The sequence below is a fragment of the Mycoplasmopsis columbinasalis genome (assembly GCF_900660705.1).
GTDB classification, from domain to species: domain Bacteria; phylum Bacillota_I; class Bacilli_A; order Mycoplasmatales; family Metamycoplasmataceae; genus Mycoplasmopsis; species Mycoplasmopsis columbinasalis.
On sequence record NZ_LR215043.1, the window covers coordinates 482937 to 501604 of the forward strand.

Sequence of the window (18668 nt, forward strand, 5' to 3'; positions counted from 1 at the left end):
GTTCTTTTTGGTCATTATTGAGGTTGCTTCTTGAAATTGCGTCAACATTTCGTTTATAAGAAGCGACTAAATCGTCTAAACTCGCAACGAGACTATTGTCTCTCTCTCTCTCTCTCTCTCTCTCTCTCTCTCTCTCTCTCTCTCTCTCTCTCTCTCTCTCTCTCTCTCTCTCTCTCTCTCGACTTCTATAGAATGGTTAATATTTTCTGTAATTGTTTTGTTCGAATTTTGCATTTTTTCTCCTGTTTATTGTTGAATTATAAACAAGAAGTAGCAATGACAAATTTGCATCAACAACTTTTAGTTATCTAAAGCTTTTAAAGATCTAAGCTTAGTTAAGATTCGTTCAGCAGTTAATCAGTTAGTTTCAACGCCAAATTCATTCAACATTTGATTTACATCTTTGATTAGCAAATCAAGTGTTTTGTCACTCGTGATACTTACATCGCGATATTGAAGTTCAAAGACTGATAAATTAGACTGATAAGGTTTAGTTTTCTCAGTTCATTTGTCAATTGACTCGCTTTTTGTTCCTTTACCGTGGCAAATTCGATAAAGACGTTCGTAAGTTACTCTATCGGCAATGTCATTTTGATTATTAGTAACGATAGTATAGGTTCTATTGCCACCATCTTTACGGTTTTGCTGTAACACTGCTTGTCCAGTTGTACCACTGCCTGAGAAGAAGTCAAGGACTCTGGCGTTTTTATTTGCGTGAGCATCAATTAAATAAGCAATTAAAGTAACAGGCTTTGGGTACTGAAAGAGTTTTTTCTTATTGAAAATTTTGCTAAATTCAGCAGTGCCAGTGGCACCGTGTGTTCCTAAAATCAAATTATTTCTGATTTTGTATCTGGTGTAAGGCTTGTCGTCACTATCAACATACTGATACTGTTTGTAGTAGATTCCAGTTTCTTTAACAACAATGGAGCCATTTTTGTATCTTTCTCAAAAGTTTTCTTCACTTCATCTTCAAGCTCAGTCATAAGTGTCAACAATTCCGTTAACTCTTTGTTCATATAAGTCTGGATCATTGCCCGGAATAAAAACTTGACCGTCAATTTCAATTTTGTAGTCCATTGAAGGACTGTATTGCAATGTATTAGTTGCTAAGTTAGCTATTTTGTATTTTCCTCTAGTTGTTACATATTCATCTTGCTGGGTGTAGCTGCCGTCTTCAAGGTTTCTCAAATCTTTTTTGATTTGGAATTGTTCAGCATTTTTAGCATACATTAAGACATATTCAGAAAGAATACGCACACTTTTAGCATCGCCACTTGTACCGTCGCTTTTCTTTTGTCAAATGAAATTCGCAACAAAGTTTTGTTCGCCAAAAATTTCGTCCATCAAAATTTTTAAGTAAGCTTGCTCATTGTCATCAATTGAAACAAAAATGACCCCATCATCTTTTAATAACTGTTTCGCAAGCGCAAGACGCTCTTTCATTAAATTCAATCAACCATTACGACTGAATTTATCACGATAAACAAATTTTCCACTTTCTACTTCTTCATTATCATCGGCAATTCTGTTGCCATCATTTGCTGAACTTTCAGTGTTGTAAGGTGGGTCAATGTAAATAACATCATAACCTACACCATTAATGTCTTTTTCGTTTTCAATTAGAATTAAATTCTTCAAAGCATCATAATTTTCACCAATGATGAAAATATTTTTGTTTGTGTTTTGGTCTTGACCAAAAGAAAGCTTGTGGTTTTTCTTTAAATAACTTATCGCATCCACTTGTGCAGCTGGTGCTTCGTCAAAAGTTAAGCCTACTTTAATCCTTTGAATCAACAACTGATACACACTTTCAAGCATATATTCAGTTGAACCTTTGCTTTCGACAAGCAAAGCCAAAATTGTTTTAATAAGTTCTTTCTGGTCAGAGTTAAGCGTGTTTTTTGAAAACACATCAACTTGCTGTTGGTATTGGATTAAACGATCTGACAGCGAGTTTGTACTATTGTCTCTCTCTCTCTCTCTCTCTCTCTCTCTCTCTCTCTCTCTCTCTCTCTCTCTCTCTCTCTCGACTCCTAGTGATTGATTAGTCTTTTCTTTAATTTGAATGTTTGAGTTTTTCATTTTTCCTCCAGTTTATAGTTTTATTATAAACAATCACAACAAACATTCAGTTCTTGAAGATGAATAAACTTTCTTTATATTGTTTTAGTGCTTTAGTTGTGAATAAATCAATTTTTTAAATAAATTTGTCTATTCTTCTAAAGTTTTAATTGATCTTAACTTGTTTAGAATTCTGCTGGTTTCAAGATCATTTAAGTCTCTCGTATCTTTATTATTAATAGGATATAAGACTTCGCGAAATTTATTTTTAGTTGAATTATTTATTGCTTTTCTTTAAAATCGTCGTGATTATTGCGAACTAGTTATTCACAGATTTTGTTGAAAATTACAAAATTTTAAAAATTAGTCTTTGTCATCCGCTTTTTCAGGTTGAATAAAACTTTTTAACGACCTTAGTTTACTAAGAATTCTATCTACACTAATTGTTGTGTTAGTAACTCCAAAATCACCCAACATTTTCTTCACTACCACTACCAATTCATCAAGGTTTTGTTCGTCAGTTAAACCGACTTTGGTTTGTTCAACTCAATACACAGACAAGTTTGAATTAAATGCCATATTTTTATTTGTTCATTTAAAATTTTCACCTTTAGTACCTACTCCGTGATTAATGCGAAACAGTCTTTCATAGGCGATTTTTGTGCCTATTTCATTGGCATTATTAGTTACCATTGTATAAGTTCGACTGCCTCCATCTTTTTGATTTAGTTCCAAAACCGCTTCAGCAGTGGCACAACTTCCAGCATAAAAGTCAAGCACTCTTGTTTTTCCAGTATCAATCAGTTTGATTAAATATTCAATTAAACGCACACTTTTTGGTGTATCAAAGTTATTGCCCGCAATTATGCTATTCAAATGTTGTTTAGCTTCGCCGGTGTGGCCAACTAATTTATGTGGCAAAATTGAAAGTGAAATAACGTCAGCTACTTCACTTAAGTACCTTTTCATTCGTGGGCGATGATTTTGGTCGTCAGGTAAGTAAATACGATTATCAGCAATAAGTTCTTTCGTTTTTGTTTTGTTAAAGCGCCATCCTGAATTTTCTGGACACTTGTAAATTTTTCCGTTTCACTCTATGTCATAGGTGTTTTTGCCTTTCTTAGTTAAGTCTCCTAAACAATAACGTCCTCTGCCGTCGTTGTCATCATAAACATACATTGAGTTTTGCTTTTCGGTTCGTTCGAAACGGTTAAAGTTAGTTACTCAATTTCGATTTTTGAGGTAACACAAAATGTAATCGTGATTAACTGAAACAAACTTGTTGTTGTTCTTTGGCGAGTAATTTTTTTCTCAGATGAAATTAGCAACAAAGTTTTCTTCCCCAAAGATTTCGTCCATCAAAATTTTCAAATATGCTTGTTCGTTGTCATCAATTGAGACAAAAATGACACCATTTAGATTTAAAAGTTGTTTAGCCAACACCAATCTTTCACGAAGCATATTGAGTCAACCATTGCGACTAAATTTATCACGATAGACAAACTTATTGGCTTTGATATCTTCCTTGTCATCAGCAGCATTGTTGCCGTCTTTGGCAGAACTTTCGGTGTTGTAAGGAGGGTCGATATAGATGATGTCATACCCCGGGTCCGAAGGATTTAATTCTTGTTCAATCAAAATTAAATTGTTTAAAGCATCATAGTTTTCGCCAATAATTAAATTATTGTTGGCTTTTTTGCTATCTAAACTAAACGAAAGCTTGTGATCTTTTCTTAGATATGAAATCGAGCCAACAGATGTTGTTGGCGCGATATCAAAAGTTAAGCCTACTTTAATCCTTTGAATCAGTAACTGATACACACTTTCAAGTATATATTCAGTCGCGTCCTTACTTTCAGCCGCTCAAGTCAAAATTGTTTTAACAAGTTCTTTTTGGTCTGAGTTAAGTATGTTTTTTGAAAACACATCAACTTGCTGTTGGTATTGGATTAAACGATCTGACAGCGAGTTTGTACTATTGTCTCTCTCTCTCTCTCTCTCTCTCGATTCCTATAGAATTAGCTTGGGAATTATTTAATTTATTTCCATTTTCCATTTTGTCCTTTCATTGTCCAATTATAGACATAATAGCTTCCTTTGTGAAGGTTTGCCTGTGATTGTAGCAGTTTAAAAACTTTGTGAAAGCAGATAAATTCCCAAAAAATTCCTTTTTTCCTTGAAGCTAATGAGCATAGTGTTAAAAAGTGTGAATGGAGGGAAAATGGTACTATATCGTTTAGGTGCAATAACTTGAAAAAATGGAAATACGATGATTTTTGAGTCGGGTGCAACTGGTTACCAAATCATTGTGCCTGATCCTGAGCGTTTTGAGACAAAAACCAAGATCCGTATGTATATTTATGAATATAAAACAGATTATTATCAAGCAGCTTATGGTTTCAAGGATTTTAAAGAACGAATTTTATTTGGCGATTTAGTTGCAATTCAAGGTATTGGTCCACGAGCGGCATTTCATCTACTAAACGGTGGTTGAGAAAAAACAGTTGATTATATTGCTGCTGGTAATGTTGAAGCTCTTGCTAAAATCAACTATGTAAATAATCGTATCGCAAGACTAATTGTGACCGAATTGCAACGTAAATACCAGAAAAACTGGGGAAATAAATCCACTGAAAATGATGATAAAAAAGACCAAAAAACAACAACTAACCTTGTAGAAGTCAAGGAAACTTTAAAAATGCTTGGTTTTAAACGCAACCAAATTGAAAATGTGATTGCAGAAATTCCGTACAACGCCGATGTAGATACGATGGTTGAAGACGCAATTAAGTTAATTTCAAAAAATTATGAACAAAGTGCTACTCAGACCCACTAATTTTGAAGAATTTATTGGGCAACAAAAGTTAATAGTCACCCTTAAAACAATGATTTCAGGATCTTTGTTTCGGAAAGAACCCTTAGACCATATTTTGTTCTATGGACCTCCTGGTGTTGGTAAAACTTCGCTGGCAATGATAATTGCTAATGAATTACAAGCAAAAATTCACTTTTTGCAGGGAAATTTATTGGAGAAAAAAGCTGATATCTTAACAGTTTTTGCGGCAGTTGGTGAAGGCGACATTGTTTTTATTGACGAAATTCACGGTATCAATAAAAGTGTTGAAGAACTAATTTATAACGCAATGGAAGATTTTAAAATCGATATGATAATTGGTCCAGAAGGCAATACAAAAGTCTTACGGATGAATCTTAATCATTTCACTTTAATTGGAGCAACGACTAAACCAAATTTATTAAGTTTGCCACTCAAAGATAGATTTGGTTTAAAAGCTAAACTCGATCAGTACAGTGTTGAAGATATCAAAACAATTCTTATTAATAATAGTAAGAGACTTAAAATCGATGTAGCAGGTGATGTTTTGGATTTAATTGCTCAATATTCACAAAACACCCCTAGAATTGCCAATCATTTACTAAAACGTGTCTATGATTTTTCAATTGAGAAAGAAAGTGCAATTTTAACTAAGGCTTCGGTGCTTAAAACACTTAAGTACTTAGAAATTTATAAATACGGTTTGAATAAAGATCACATTGAATATTTAAAAACGCTGAAAGATGTTTTTGATGGTAAATATTCATCAGTTGATGCAATTGCTTCAATTATGAATTTTAATAAGGAAAACTTAATTTATGATATAGAACCGCTCTTGCTGAATCATAAATTGATTGTCAAAAGCCCACGAGGTAGGTCGATTACGTCAAAAGGGATAGATTATTTACTAAATGTTGAATTTGAAGACTTTACATAGTTGAGAAAATGAAAAAAAGCATATGAAGAGCATTTTGAACATTAACGGGGTTAGCATCTACAATCGCTTTAGTTTCAAGTGCAGTTGCATTTAATACTAAGAAAACAAAAATCGAAAAAATAGAAGATTTTAGTGATAAAAACTCAGATTTTTTAAACAATAATACCCAACATTCAGTCGCTTATAAAGTTAAAGTTAAAGGAGCTGTTGCGAGTGAACAAATTTTAATTTTTAAAGAACCAAAAACAATTGGTGATATTTTAGAAAAAGTGAAAGTTCAAGCAGATGCAGATTTAACAAAAATTAATTTTAAAAAACAAATAAAAAGTAATTACTTGCTGGAAGTGCCTTTTAAAAAACAAACAAAAGTAAAAACTAAAATTGCAACAGCAGGTACTGCGAATGTACTTTTAAAGACAATAAATAAAAAGGTAAAAAACACTTATAAAACAAATGAAAATTCAATACCAAATTTAAAGGAGTTAAAAAATTCAACCAAAGAATCAAATAGCGCTACAAAACGCACAAGAAAAAATAATGAAAGTTCAACTAATGATAGGAATGAAAAATATGACGCTGATAAAAAGTCCGACAGCATATTGAAAAAAATTTCAAAAATCCAAAAAATTAATTCAAAAGAGTTAACTAATGCGGTTAACAAACAAATAAATGAACGTTTTTTTGCATCATTACAAAATAAAGAAGAAAAACTTGCGAAAATTGCTTGAAACGATATTAAATCAGTCAGAGATTTATTGAAAGTTGGTATTAACGCCAACTTAGCGAAGAAAATATATGAATTAAAGAAAATTAAAGGTAATAATGTCACTTGAGCAGATATTGATCAATTACGCGGAGTCGGTGAGAAGACTTTAGAAACTCTACAAAGCAAAATAAAATTGTCAAGATAGAGTTCTTAGCGTTTTTATTGCCGCCTTTACTTTATGCCGGGTTTAAATTTCAAGAAATTTGCCCAATTACGTATACACTCACAGTTCTTTGTGTTTTTTTACTATTACTTAAAGACTTAAGAAATTTAATTTTAATTTGCTTAGCAATAGCTTTTTTGTTTATCTTTGTTTTTAAAACAGAACACGAATTAGAAAATGGCAAGTATTCAATTGAAGGTGTTATTCACAAAAGTGCTGACAAATATTTTTTGATTAACTATAACAATTTTAATGTGTTGGTATACAAAAGTCCTCGAGTAAGTTATGGTGACTTAAGGTATGGGTCGTTAGTCAAAGCAGTAGGTAATTTAGAATCTTTTGATAGTGATCTTAACATTAAAAATTGAGTGCTTGAGAATAACATTAAGTACAAATTAAATAATGCGACTGTGCTTTTTGAAGAAAAAATTCAAGAGAAAGCATTTAATTTGTTTCAGCCTGTTAGTAATGAAAATTTAAAGCATTACAACACATACTGATACAAAATTGTATTAGGAATGAATAACGAAAATAATGTAACGCAGAATAAAATAAGTCTTTTAGGATTAAATCATCTCTTTGTTGTGTCTGGCCTACACATTGATTTATTTTTCTTTTGTTTGATATTAATAAATGATAAATATAGAAAAACCAAACGAGCAATTACTACTTTTTTAATATTAATGGTGTTTGTGTATTCAATATTTTCGTTATCACCTATCCCAATGATTAAGGCCATATTATATAAATTAATAAAAGATAGCAAAATTGCAAAATACAATCGATTTAGTCAATTAGATTCAACAATTTTAGTTATTTTTCTAATGTTTTTGATTAATAAAAATTGATTGTTTAGTTATTCATTTTTATTAACGTTTGCTAATGGTTTTTTAATTGGTTATTTTTACAAGAAATTAAAAATAAATTCTAAAGTATTGAAAACTATTAGCTTATCTTTGCTTTTGTTTCTTGCCAATCTATTTGTTAATGTTATTTTTACAAAACAAATAAATCTTCTTTCTCCACTTTATATTTTGCTTTTTAGTCCTATTATTGAAATAACTTATTTATTGTCATTTTTTGGGTTTTGGTCAGTAGAATACTTGAATTTTCTGTATTTTTGTCTTGATAAATTACTAGATTTGTGTTTACTCTTTTCAGTAACAATACCTATTAATTTAAATATCTATAACTTTAGTATTTACTATTGAGTTACCGGTGTGATTGTTTTGTCGATAATTTTGCTGAATCTAAAGGATTATTGAAAACGAAATTTAAAAAAACAACCAAAAACTGCAAATTAAAAGCAACGTAATGGTTGCTTTTTCAATAAAATTCAAGTTTTACTTTTGTTTTTCTTGCTCACCTTGAATGTGACAAATTCTACATCTCGCTTCGTATTCGGAATCACCAATTAAATTAAGTTCATTTGATTTTACTTTTCTAAATGAAAATCCAGCATTAGATTTGCATTTAACGCACACAGCTTTGAGCTTAGCGATACTGTCAGCAATCGCCATTATTTCAGGCATAATCCCAAAAGGTCGCCTTAAAAAATCCGTGTCTAGCCCTGAACAAATAACTCGAACTCCTTGAGCGATTAAATAATCAATGACATTAAGTAATTCAGCGTCTAAAAAATTGGCTTCGTCAATAGCCACTGCTTGATAGTGTTTGTCTCATAACTTCAAAATGTCCGCAGCTTTAGTAACTACATTTGCCTTAATTTGTGCCCCAGTGCGGCTGACAATATTGCTTTCGCTAAAACGATTGTCAATTTGAGGTTTGATTATTAATGTTTTGATTTCAGCAATGTCTAAAATTTTAATTCTTTTCAATAATTCAGCACTCTTGCCAGAAAACATAGGCCCAGTAATAACTTCTAAAAGACCATTAAATTTTTGTTTTAAATACATTTTTACTCCAAAAAATCAAAAATGAATTCAATAAAAAAGCCCTTTGTTTCCACGCAGGACTTTTTCAAGTTAATTACTTATTTTTGTAAAGCTAATTCAGTAAGAGTGTGTACTAAAACACCTTGTGGTTCTTCTGAAATTTCGGCTGTACCAGCCACGTCACAGTGGATGTATTCAACGCCTTCAGTAAATTCCTTAAGAAACATTGCAGCTGAGTTTGAACCACCATTACCACTAAGATCCGTGTTTTTAAGGTCAGCAACTTTTGATGCTTTGATGTTTTTAGCGAAAGCTTCGTCAAAAGGCATTCTTCAAACTAATTCGTTAGCTGATTTAGCGGCAGCTTCAAATTCATTTCAAGCATCATTTGAAGTAGCTCAAACGCCAGTGTAAGTTGAGCCCAATGCCACTAAAATTGCACCAGTAAGTGTTGCCACATCGATTAATCTAGTTGCTTTAAGTTCTCTAACAGCGTAAGTTAAACCATCAGCCATCACAAGACGACCTTCAGCGTCGGTGTTGTTAATTTCAACAGTTTTACCATTCATTGAAGTTCATACTGAGTCAGGTAACGAAGCATCACCGTTAACTCTGTTGTCAGTAATGCACATTACAGCAGCAAAGTTTTTCTTAGGTTTAAGTTGCGCGATTGCTTTTAAAGCGCCAGCAACAATTACTGAACCCGACATATCGTACTTCATGCCTAACATAAAACGACCAGTTTTAATGTTGTAACCACCTGAGTCAAAAGTAATACCTTTACCGACTAAAACAGTTTTTTCTTTAGATTCTGGGTCACCATTGTATTCAATTACAACAACACGTGGTTCATAAACACTACCACGGTTTACAGAAAGTAAAAGTCCCATACCAAGTTTTTCAATTTCGGCCTTTTTAAGGACTGTAACTTTTAAATTTGAATATTGAGCAAGGTCTTTAGCAACAACATCAGCCAAATATTCTGAATTACAAATGTTAGGTGGAGTAACTTGTAAGTTTCTTGCAAAGTTAGTTGCTTCTGAAAGAATAATTTCTTTTTCCATAGCTTGTTGTACAAGGTCTGGAACTTTAGCTAAAAATGGAGTAAGAGTGTATTTTTTGCTTGGACAACCATCGCATTGAGTTTTTGCATTGTAAATTTCAGCTTTTTTAAAGTAAACAGCACGTGTTAAAGCAGTAATCGCGCCAACTAAACAAACATTTTCAGTTGTAAATGATTCTAAGTCAACAACATATGAACGTCCTTGACTAGCAAGTACACCTAAAAAAGTACTTAAAAGTGATTCTTTAGTTAAATCTTTCTTTTCGCCTAAATAAACATATGCTACATTTTTGTCAAGATATTCAGTAATTTTGCCGTTTTTTTCAAGTAAGTATGGTAAAGGTTCATCGCCTTTAAAAAATGCTTTAAGTAAAACGCTGTTTTGTTCTTTTGAAGTTAAGATTTCTTTGAAAAGCATATTTTCCTTTCATTTTTGAAGTTTAAGAGTAATGTATTAAAAAATAATACTTATTTTACTTCATAATAATTCTTCAAACAGAAATTAGAAGCTAAAAATCACTTCCTTAAATAGTACATTTTTACTTTTGCGTTATAGCTTAGGCTTATTAGTAAAAACTGTACAAACAAAGTTTTTTGAGCTAACAAAAATGCAGCCGCAGCAAATTATTGATAGATTATAAGGTACTAAAGTACAAGAAAATTAGCATATAATAAAAATATTATGTCAAAGAAAAATATTATTGAAATTAAAATTGAAATTCCTAAAGGCTCAAAAATTAAATACGAATACGATAGAGCAGACGGTTTAATTCACGTTGATAGAATTCTTAGAGGAGATTTTGTTTATCCTGCTAATTATGGTTTCATTCCAAATGCGTTAGATTGAGATGGGGATGAATTAGATGTTTTGCTTTATTCACAAGAAACATTTATTCCTGGAGTTGTTTTAAACGCAAGAATTATCGGTGCGATGAAAATGATTGATTCGGGTGAAACAGATACAAAATTAATTGCTGTACATGCTGACGATTATCGTTGCGACCACATTCAAGAACTTAAAGACTTACCAGAGCCATTTTTATTTAATTTAGAAACATTCTTCAATAATTACAAAAACTGAAAGAAACCAAACTTAACTAAAGTTCAGGGTTTTGAAAACGTTGAGTGAGCATTACAAGAGTTAGCTGAATGTGAAGAATTGATGGAAAAATACGGCAAAATGCCTAAAAAAGAATTTGTTGTCAAGATGCAAAAAGAACATCCTGACAAATACGAATAGACTAGTAATTTAGAAAATAGTATTTGCTATTTTTTATTTTGTTAAAATAAATTTATGTTTAAAAGCCCAATATGACAAAAATTTAAGGCAGGTTGAACCAAAGGTTACATTATTTATGCTTGTTTAATTTTTGCAATTTCTCTGGGGATCGGTTTAGCAATTTATTTTGTGAAACGCCCAGAAATTGTCCAAACAAACATTCCTGATGATCACACTGTGTTAGTAATTGACACCATCACAGGAACGTCAGTAAGCTATGTTACATTTTGATTTTTGGTTTTGTTGTTTACTTTTGAATTTGGTTTTACTTTCACAAAAAATAGCATCACCAGAAGAATTCAGCTTCTTCGCTTAAAAATTACAGACGAAAAAAATAAACCACACAGTTTTGAACAAAGTGTCAAACTTAAAACTATGGAAAAAGAGTTGAAAACATTAGAACACAAAAGAGATAATCCTCCTACCAAAAACAGAACGGTTATTTATTTCAACTTAATTATTGGCACCATTGTATTTGCTGTTAACTTAATTATTTCTTATGCACGTTAATTGAGAAAAATTCCAAAATTAAATTTAATTTTGATAAATATTCTAAAATATAAATACTTTAAAACAGTTGATGAAGGGAGTATTAATGAGCGAAAATTGGCGATTATTTCAAAAATGAACAATTCGCAAAATTACATTCGTAGGAATCTTAATTGCAATTTCCGTCGTTTTTGTGATTATATGTGCTTCTTTAATTCCAATTGTTTCAGTTCCTTCATATAAAATCAGTTTTATTGGCTTGCCTGTTAAAATTACTGGATTTATTTTTGGACCTATTGTTGGTGGAACGGTGGGTTTAGTAGCTGATTTACTAAGTTTCATTTTTGTTCCAAATATTTATAATCCGTTTTATACAGTTGCGACTGCAGTGGACGGTATTATTGCTGGTTTAGTCGGTTTACTTTTCTTAAGACTTTTTAAATACTATTTTGATGGTACAATGCGTGATAGTGTACTTGAAGTAAAAATTTCAAGATTATTTAACAGAATTGCAAGAATTAAACTTAAAAATCCATACTCGAGAAGAATTAAAAAAATAGAAGACAGAATTCTTTATGCTCATGAAAAACGCAAAAAAATTAGAATTGTAGGTACACGGAACACATTATTGAATTTTTATGGTGTAATTTCTACTTTATTATTAGCCGTTTTAGTATTTTTTATTGTGTGACTAATTGGTTTCAAAATCCCACAAAGCGCTTTAGATGGCGGTATTGTAAAAAGTAGACTTTGGTTAACTTTATTAATGTGTTCAGGTTATTCAGCAATGATTTTATTTGTTTGAATTTCTAGATTTGCAATGAAATCAAAACACTTTATGATTATCATTCCAATTATCATCTTTTCGGCTTTCATTGAATTAATTAATGTACCATTGCTTTCTTTTGCAGATACTATTGCTTATGGTTCGGAAAAAAATTCAATCTTTATTTACATTTTTAACCACACCCTTTTCAGTCCTGTTAAAGTTTGATTCAATATGCTTGTAATTTATTTTACTTACAACGTAATTAATCCATTAATTAATAAAAATAACGGCATAATGTGAAAATAGCACAAATTGTGCTATTTTTTGATCTTTCAAAAAAGTGTTTTTTATTAAGATAAAATATTATAAATATGTCGTGATTTAATGTTTTTATAAAATTTTTTATTCCAATTTTGGCTGCGATCACATTTTACTTCACTAATCGATCTCTTAGTGCCTTATTAGCCAATACAAGACGCGGAGTTTTCAAGTGAGCAATAAAAACTTGATTAGTATGATATTTGGTTTCATTATTTTGAGTTTTGCTTTTCTCAGGACTATTAATTTGATTAGTTCTTTCTGCTCTAATTCCAGAAAAATTAAGTTTTTCAATTGGATTTCAAAAACAAACAAAATTGGTGGTATTAAGTATTTCAAGTGTAGTAGGCGTTCTCTCTCTTTTTTATTTTCTAGTTTTAACATATAAATCAATTGAAAAGTTCATTGACTGAAAGAAACACAAAGCGCCAAAATTCACTTATCTAGAATTTGAACGTATACTAACTGAAGATGTTTCGAATTATGAACCAACGCAAATGTGCTTTTCCGCATCTTCCTTAACACAATCAAGTAAAATTAAAAAAATTTCTTTTCAAACTTATTTAAAGTCTTTGTACAGCTTTATGTGTAAACTTTTCGCCAAGGCTAAGTATAATGCGATTTTAATTCTTGCAGGTGAATTAGCTGCTTTAACTTGAGATAGCGGCTTTCCAGAAGAGATTCCAACTGATTTAGAAAACCGTTTTTATGTAATGCTGAAAATTATCCTTTTGACTTTAGATCATAGTAATGACTTAAAAATTGATGACTTCAAAAACTATGTACAAAAATTTACTAAAAAAATTTAATTTTTTTCTTGGTGGTAAATTTAAAGGTGCTATAATATATTCCACAAGTGCCTATAGCAGAGGTTATCACCTGACCCCATTCCGAACTCAGTAGTTAAGCCCTCTAGTGCCGACGATAGCAGAGATGTGAAAATAGGGCGGTGCTTTTTTTATTTCCTTTTACTAATATAAGTTTTTATTTTTTATAAAGCACAACTAATATACAAACGGGGCCTCAATAAAATTTTGATTTTTTATTTATTTAATAATTGACATAATGATTTGTTTTTCTAAATAAGAACCATTAGGCACTTTTTAATTGACCAACTTAAAGTTGGTTTTTATTTTGATTTCATTTTCAAATTATTTCTATGCTTTTTTAGTTAAGAATTTTCTTTGGATAATTACAAAAAAAATAAAAAGACAAGAATTTGTTTTCTTGTCCTAATTTAGTTTCTTAGTTACCTAATTTTACTTTTACACCAGGAGCCATTGTAGCAGTTACAACAACGTTTTGAATGTATGTACCTTTTACTGCTGCTGGTTTAAGTTTTTTAATTAAGTTAATTACAGTATTTGCATTTTCAACAAGTTTGTCAAGATCCATGCTTACTTTACCAATCATGGTGTGAACAATACCTGCTTTATCTGTACGATAGTTTGCTTTACCTTTTTTAAGTTCTTCAACAGCTTTTTCAGGTGTTGGAGTAACTGTACCGGTTTTAGGGTTTGGCATAAGACCTTTAGGTCCAAGTTTTTTACCGTATTTTCCTAAAAGTGGCATCATTGCTGGGTCAGCAACCATAACATCAAAATCAAAGTTATCTTCTTTAATTTTACCTTCAAGTTCAAGACCGTCCACAACTTGGTCAGCACCAGTTGCTTTGGCAAGTTTTTGTTTTTCAGGGTTGTTAGTAACAACTAATACTCTTACACTTTTACCAGTTCCATTTGGAAGTAAGACTGCACCACGAAGTTGTTGGTCAGCTTTTCTAACATCAAGATTTAATTTAAATACCAATTCTACTGAGCCATCAAATTTACTGTATGAAGTTCTTTTGACTAATTCTAATGCTTCTTTAAGATCGTAAGCAACTGTTCTGTCAAATGATTCACGAGCTGCTTTGATTTTTTTACCTAATCTTCTAGCCATTATTTATCTCCGTCTCAACCTTCGATTGTAATTCCCATTTGACGAGCTGTACCAGCGATGGTTTTCATAGCGCTTTCAATGTTATCGGTACTTAAATCTGGTAATTTGTATTCAGCAATTTCTTTAAGTTGGTCAACTGTAATTGAAGCAACTTTAGTTGTTTTTGATTTTGCTGAACCGCTTTGAATCTTAGCTGCTTGCTTAAGTTTGAAACTTGCAGGTGCAGTAAATAATTTGAAGTCGAATGATTTGTTTTTATATACTGTAATTTCTACAGGAACAGGTTCACTGTTTCTGTCTTTTGTTGCATCGTTAAATGCTCTTGTAAAGCCTGGCATGTTAATACCAACACCTGCAAGTGCAGGTCCTGGTTTAGCTTGACCAGCTAAAAATTGCAACTTACGAACACGAACAATATCAGCTTTTGACTTTGCCATGTTTTGTTATCCTTTCGATAATGTGGTACTAGCGATACTTAAATTTCTCTCCCACTAGTTAGAGGCAATTTGTAATTGCTGTGCAATTATATTATAAAAAGCTTATTTTATTGACAAAAGTATTGAATCAGTAACAGAAAAGAATAAAAAAATGTGAACGTGATAACGTTCACATTGAAGTTTATTTGTTAATTTCTTTAATGGTGAAATTTCCCATTAACAAATCAACTTGGTAGGTTTTGTCAGGCACCATCGACTGGTCAATAATTTTGCGCGCTAACAAGTATTCAAGATGATTTTGAATATATCTTTTGATTGGGCGTGCACCAAATGCTTGGTCAAACCCAGCTTTTGCCACAAAATCAATAGTTTTATCAGTAAATTTGAGTGCAATTTGTTTTGAATCCAATACTCTTTGAGCAAGTTTTTCAAGTTCAATGCGAGTGATTTCTTTAATCGCTTCGTCGTCAAGCGCAGAGAATTTAACAATTTCGTCAATACGATTAATAAATTCTGGTGTTAATTTTTGCAATAAAATGTCTTTAATTTCACTTACATCAATATTGTTTTCAAGAATTTGTTGAGCAGCTAAATTAGAAGTCATTATGACTATTAAATTGCGGCAATTAATTGCTCTACCTTTTGAGTCAGTAAGTGAACCGTTGTCCAAAAGTTGGAGCAAGACATTGAGAACTTCCGGGTGAGCTTTTTCAATTTCATCAAGCAACAAGATCGAATAAGGTCTCTTGCGAATTTCGTCAGTTAATGAGTGAGTTGAATCAAAACCAATGTATCCTGGAGGAGCACCGATGATTTTGGAAACTGAGTGTTTTTCCATATATTCAGACATGTCAAGTCTAATGATTTGTTTTTCATCATCAAAAAGTTCACTAGCTAACACTTTTGCGAGTTCAGTTTTACCCACACCAGTAGGTCCAACAAATAAAAAGGAAGCAAGTGCGCGATTCGGATCGTTAATGTTGGCCTTTGCACGTAAAACAGCTTGCACCACTGCTTTAATAGCAGCGTCTTGTCCTTTGATTTTGTTTTTGAGTGCACTTTCAAGTGCTAATAATTTTTGTCGTTCGCCTTCTAATAATTTGTTAACAGGAATGTTAGTTCATTTTGAAACAATTGAAGCAATTTCTTCAGGAGTAACTGAGTCTTTAATAAGCGAATTAGTTGCAGCGTTGATTTCAGCAGTTTTTTGTGAAATTTCTTTTTCAACTTTCGGAATTTCAATGTACATTAATTTTGCGGCTTTTTCATATTCAGCTTCGCTTTGCGCCAAAGTGAGAGCGTGTTGCAAATTATCTAAAGTACTACGCAATTGTGAAACGTAATTGAGACGATTCTTTTCTTGATCTCATTGTTGTTGTAAAGCGTTAATTTTCTTTTCAGCAGCTTGAATTTCAGTCTCTATTTGACTAAGTCGAAGTGCGTGTTTAACCTTATCTTCGTTTGATAAAGCGATTTTTTCCATCTTAAGCTTAGCTAAATTTTGTTTTGCTCTTTCTAGTTCTTCTGGTTGAAAATTAATTTCCGTTTTGATAGTAGCTGCTGCTTCGTCAACTAAGTCAATTGCTTTGTCAGGTAAAAATCTGTCAGAAATATACCTTGATGAAAGGTTAGCGGCTGCCACTAAAGCGTCATCTTGAATTTTGACATTGTGATAATTTTCGAAACGTTCCTTAATACCACGTAGAATGGTGATCGTATCTTCTACAGAAGGTTCAAAAATATCAATTTTTTGCATTCTTCGTTCGAGTGCGGCGTCTTTTTCGATATATTTGCGATATTCGTCAAAAGTTGTGGCACCAATTAAATGCAATTTACCTCGTGCCATCATTGGTTTTAAAATGTTAGCTACGTCCATTCCGTTATCAGCACCAGTTTTGCCAGTTCCAACTAACATATGTACTTCGTCAATAAAAACAATAATGTCGCCGTTGGCATCTTCTATTCTTTTTAGAACATCTTTAATTCTTTTTTCGAATTGTCCTTGGTAAGAAGCACCAGCAATCATGCTTGCAAGATCCAATTCGATAACATCTTTATTTTTAAGATTTTCAGGTACTTGTCCTTCAACAATTTTGCGAGCTAAACCCTCAACAATTGCTGTTTTTCCCACGCCAGGCTCGCCTACTAAAACAGGGTTGTTTTTGGTTTTACGACTAAGAATTCTAATCATTCTTCTGATTTCGTCGTCACGGTTAATGACTGGATCAAGCTCGTTACGAGCTGCCATATCAGTTAAATTTTTACCGTATTTTTTTAAAATGTCGTCTTCGTCATCGTTCTTTTTTGTTTTATTTTGGAGTGAATCTAAAATTTCGTCAAAGTTAAAATCCATATTTCCTCCTCTAGTTTGCATAATATTTTAGCACTAAAACTTTTATTTGCTAAAGTATTTTTGTTTGTTTCGATGATAAAATAAAGCTATGCGTTTAAGATTTGACAAAACGGCCGAAGAACGAATTAAAAAATCGCCTTATTATATTAACCCAACAGTTTATCCTATTGATTTAGATAACCACTGTGTGGTAGAAGTTGGAATGGGCAAAGGCGAAATGATAGTTGAATTAGCAAGATTACATCCAGAATTAAAATTTTACGGCTTAGAAAAATATTGAACTGTTGCGGCTAAAACACTTAAAAAAGCACAAGAATATAATTTGCAAAATTTCTTTTTAGTTATTGACGGTGCAGTGAATTTGTCAACAATTTTTAGTGGTAAGCTTAATACACTTTGACTTACTTTTAGCGATCCTTGACCAAAAGCAAGACACGAACGAAGAAGACTTACACATAAGAATTTTTTAAGTTTATATCAAACATTAATGAGTGATGATTCCTTGTTTAAATTTAAGAGTGATAATGAGAAGTTGTATCATTTTTCACTTGAAAGTTTGCAAGCGAATGGGTGAAAAATTTTAGCAAATGGTACTGATTTGCATAATTCGGCATATGCAAAAGATAACATTATGACAGGCTATGAACAAAAATGAAGTGCTTTAGGTACGAGCATAAAATATATTTTTGCGCGTCGTCCAAAAATTTAATTTTTCTAATATATCTATAAAATAGAGATATATAAAAAAGAAAGGTAAAAATGAACAAAAAAATTTATTTAGCAGGCGGTTGTTTTTGAGGTGTGCAAGCTTTTTTAAAATTACAAACAGGTGTGGTAAAAACTATTGTTGGTTATGCAAATTCAAACATTCCAAATCCAACTTATAAAGATGTTTGTGATGGCAAATCTATTGCTAGTGAAGCGGTTGAAGTTGTCTATGACTCAAATGTTACTTCTATCGAAACTTTAATTACTAGTTTATTTGATGTTATTAATCCAACAGAATTAAATAAACAAGGACCAGATGTTGGTGTCCAATATCGCAATGGTGTCTATTTTATAGATGCAAACGATGAATTAATAATCAAAAATCATCTTGAAAAATTAGCACACAATTATAGTAAACCGCTAACCACTGAAGTTTTACCATTGTTAAATTTTTATCCAGCCGAAGAATATCATCAAGATTATTTAGACAAAAATCCTAGTGGTTACTGCCACATTAAGTTACCAAAACACTAAAACACATTAGTATTTATATATCAGTATCTAAATCAGAATCATATTTATATATAATATTTGCAAAAACCATTCTTTTTAGATTTTTGATATTGTTTGTGGTCCAAAATTTTATAAAAGAG

The 18668-nt window shown here is 31.7% G+C and carries 18 protein-coding genes and 1 rRNA gene; 11 read left to right on the forward strand and 8 right to left on the reverse strand.

Annotated elements, in window-relative coordinates; genetic code table 4:
• Positions 1-75 precede the first annotated feature (75 nt).
• From EXC55_RS03335 to EXC55_RS02020, 3 genes are all read right to left on the reverse strand, one after another.
• On the reverse strand, positions 76-234 hold the full coding sequence (locus EXC55_RS03335) for a hypothetical protein (protein ID WP_197722271.1): 159 nt from the start codon (positions 232-234) through the stop codon (positions 76-78).
• Between the two features lie 66 nt (positions 235-300).
• Positions 301-2085: a site-specific DNA-methyltransferase gene (locus EXC55_RS02015; protein WP_197722272.1), complete on the reverse strand. Its 1785-nt coding sequence runs from the start codon at positions 2083-2085 to the stop codon at positions 301-303.
• 342 nt (positions 2086-2427) lie between these two features.
• Positions 2428-3990 (reverse strand): site-specific DNA-methyltransferase, encoded by a 1563-nt coding sequence (locus tag EXC55_RS02020; RefSeq protein ID WP_223211676.1) that lies wholly within the window; start codon positions 3988-3990, stop codon positions 2428-2430.
• Positions 3991-4285: 295 nt separating this feature from the next.
• On the opposite strand from EXC55_RS02020, the gene ruvA reads away from it, so the two are divergent.
• Genes ruvA through EXC55_RS02040 form a run of 4 tightly spaced genes read left to right on the forward strand, consistent with a single transcriptional unit; the run spans position 4286 to position 8067 of the window.
• Entirely contained in the window at positions 4286-4900 is a 615-nt protein-coding gene (ruvA, locus tag EXC55_RS02025) for a Holliday junction branch migration protein RuvA (RefSeq protein WP_129623022.1), read from the forward strand.
• Positions 4872-5834 (forward strand): Holliday junction branch migration DNA helicase RuvB, encoded by a 963-nt coding sequence (gene ruvB / locus EXC55_RS02030; protein WP_129623023.1) that lies wholly within the window; start codon positions 4872-4874, stop codon positions 5832-5834. The genes ruvA and ruvB overlap by 29 nt, the downstream gene beginning before the upstream one ends.
• An 8-nt stretch (positions 5835-5842) precedes the next feature.
• Complete coding sequence (locus tag EXC55_RS02035) at positions 5843-6745, forward strand: hypothetical protein (protein WP_129623024.1); 903 nt, start codon at positions 5843-5845, stop codon at positions 6743-6745.
• Between the two features lie 17 nt (positions 6746-6762).
• Entirely contained in the window at positions 6763-8067 is a 1305-nt protein-coding gene (locus EXC55_RS02040; protein WP_129623025.1) for an MAG0480 family ComEC-like protein, read from the forward strand.
• Positions 8068-8106: 39 nt separating this feature from the next.
• Here the strand turns inward: EXC55_RS02040 and EXC55_RS02045 are convergent, their stop codons facing one another.
• Both EXC55_RS02045 and EXC55_RS02050 read right to left on the reverse strand, forming a co-directional pair.
• Entirely contained in the window at positions 8107-8679 is a 573-nt protein-coding gene (locus tag EXC55_RS02045) for a thymidine kinase (protein ID WP_129623026.1), read from the reverse strand.
• Between the two features lie 77 nt (positions 8680-8756).
• A complete protein-coding gene (locus tag EXC55_RS02050) occupies positions 8757-10139 on the reverse strand; it encodes a M17 family metallopeptidase (RefSeq protein ID WP_129623027.1) in 1383 nt (460 codons plus the stop codon).
• 264 nt (positions 10140-10403) lie between these two features.
• Between EXC55_RS02050 and EXC55_RS02055 the strand changes: the two genes are divergently transcribed.
• The 5 genes from EXC55_RS02055 to rrf all read left to right on the forward strand — a co-directional run bounded on the left by EXC55_RS02055 (position 10404) and on the right by rrf (position 13534).
• A complete protein-coding gene (locus EXC55_RS02055) occupies positions 10404-10961 on the forward strand; it encodes an inorganic diphosphatase (RefSeq protein WP_129623028.1) in 558 nt (185 codons plus the stop codon).
• A gap of 54 nt (positions 10962-11015) precedes the next feature.
• Positions 11016-11510: a hypothetical protein gene (locus tag EXC55_RS02060; RefSeq protein WP_129623029.1), complete on the forward strand. Its 495-nt coding sequence runs from the start codon at positions 11016-11018 to the stop codon at positions 11508-11510.
• An 85-nt stretch (positions 11511-11595) separates the two neighbouring features.
• The gene (locus EXC55_RS02065) at positions 11596-12564 is read left to right on the forward strand and encodes an ECF transporter S component (protein WP_223211677.1); all 969 of its coding nucleotides are present in this window, start codon (positions 11596-11598) and stop codon (positions 12562-12564) included.
• Between the two features lie 596 nt (positions 12565-13160).
• Positions 13161-13385, forward strand: coding sequence for a hypothetical protein (locus EXC55_RS02070; protein ID WP_129623030.1), 225 nt, complete (start codon positions 13161-13163; stop codon positions 13383-13385).
• A 43-nt stretch (positions 13386-13428) separates the two neighbouring features.
• Positions 13429-13534 (forward strand): 5S ribosomal RNA (gene rrf, locus EXC55_RS02075).
• Between the two features lie 287 nt (positions 13535-13821).
• On the opposite strand, the gene rplA is transcribed toward rrf, so the two are convergent.
• The 3 genes from rplA to EXC55_RS02090 all read right to left on the reverse strand — a co-directional run bounded on the left by rplA (position 13822) and on the right by EXC55_RS02090 (position 17307).
• Positions 13822-14517, reverse strand: coding sequence for a 50S ribosomal protein L1 (rplA, locus tag EXC55_RS02080; protein WP_129623031.1), 696 nt, complete (start codon positions 14515-14517; stop codon positions 13822-13824).
• Positions 14517-14954, reverse strand: a complete 438-nt coding sequence (gene rplK, locus EXC55_RS02085; protein WP_129623032.1) for a 50S ribosomal protein L11 — start codon at positions 14952-14954, stop codon at positions 14517-14519. The genes rplA and rplK overlap by 1 nt, the downstream gene beginning before the upstream one ends.
• Before the next feature lie 181 nt (positions 14955-15135).
• The gene (locus EXC55_RS02090) at positions 15136-17307 is read right to left on the reverse strand and encodes an ATP-dependent Clp protease ATP-binding subunit (protein WP_129623033.1); all 2172 of its coding nucleotides are present in this window, start codon (positions 17305-17307) and stop codon (positions 15136-15138) included.
• Between the two features lie 88 nt (positions 17308-17395).
• Between EXC55_RS02090 and trmB the strand changes: the two genes are divergently transcribed.
• Positions 17396-18016, forward strand: coding sequence for a tRNA (guanosine(46)-N7)-methyltransferase TrmB (trmB, locus tag EXC55_RS02095; RefSeq protein WP_129623034.1), 621 nt, complete (start codon positions 17396-17398; stop codon positions 18014-18016).
• Positions 18017-18066: 50 nt separating this feature from the next.
• The gene (gene msrA, locus EXC55_RS02100) at positions 18067-18549 is read left to right on the forward strand and encodes a peptide-methionine (S)-S-oxide reductase MsrA (RefSeq protein WP_129623035.1); all 483 of its coding nucleotides are present in this window, start codon (positions 18067-18069) and stop codon (positions 18547-18549) included.
• Positions 18550-18668: the final 119 nt, after the last annotated feature.